Source organism: Escherichia sp. HH41S (genome assembly GCF_009820115.1).
Lineage (GTDB): Bacteria > Pseudomonadota > Gammaproteobacteria > Enterobacterales > Enterobacteriaceae > Escherichia > Escherichia coli_F.
This window is the reverse complement of record NZ_VNXE01000006.1, coordinates 1-565: the sequence shown is the minus strand read 5'-3', so window position 1 is coordinate 565 and position 565 is coordinate 1. Positions and strand designations below refer to the sequence as shown.

General features: G+C 42.3%; 1 pseudogene. It reads right to left on the bottom strand.

The features are described 5' to 3' along the window. Positions 1–565 (bottom strand): annotated as a pseudogene (locus FQZ95_RS01065) (ISAs1-like element ISEc1 family transposase); the annotation flags it as partial.

The following is a 565-nucleotide window of genomic DNA, read 5'->3' as shown; positions in this document are numbered from 1 at the left end:
CTTTTCGCATCTTACGTCTTAACCCTGCCTTGAATACCTTATCATTCGTCAAAATATTAATAGCGATGTGCCGTATCCCTGAAAATAATTCTGCGGCGTTTCCTCTTCGTATTTTGCAGTCGTCTTCATTCATTACCACGTCCAGACGCCAGTGCAGCTTATTCTCCACGTGCCAGTGGTTTCGGATTGCTGTGGCGAACTTCTCTGCGGTTAAATCAGCAGAACTGATATAATATCTGACCGTCATTTCTGGCTCTTTCTTTTGTTCTGCTATTATTGACCGAAAGGAGACTGCCACGCATAATTTCTTCAGACCTTTCCATTCAAACGTGAAATCAATAAGTTCATCAGGGACATCGCAAACAATGTGAAGACGGATTTCTTCTCTGCCGTGACTCTTTTCACTCATTGCGTAACTGTCATGCTCTGGATTATTTAATTCTTTCAGCGGAAATTTTTCCTCGAAGGCTTTATTTAGCCGCCCCTGGTTTCCTTTTACAGCGAATAAATAATCACCTCCCTGTTTTTGTATCTTCTCTGCAATATCTTTCTGGCAACCCATCGC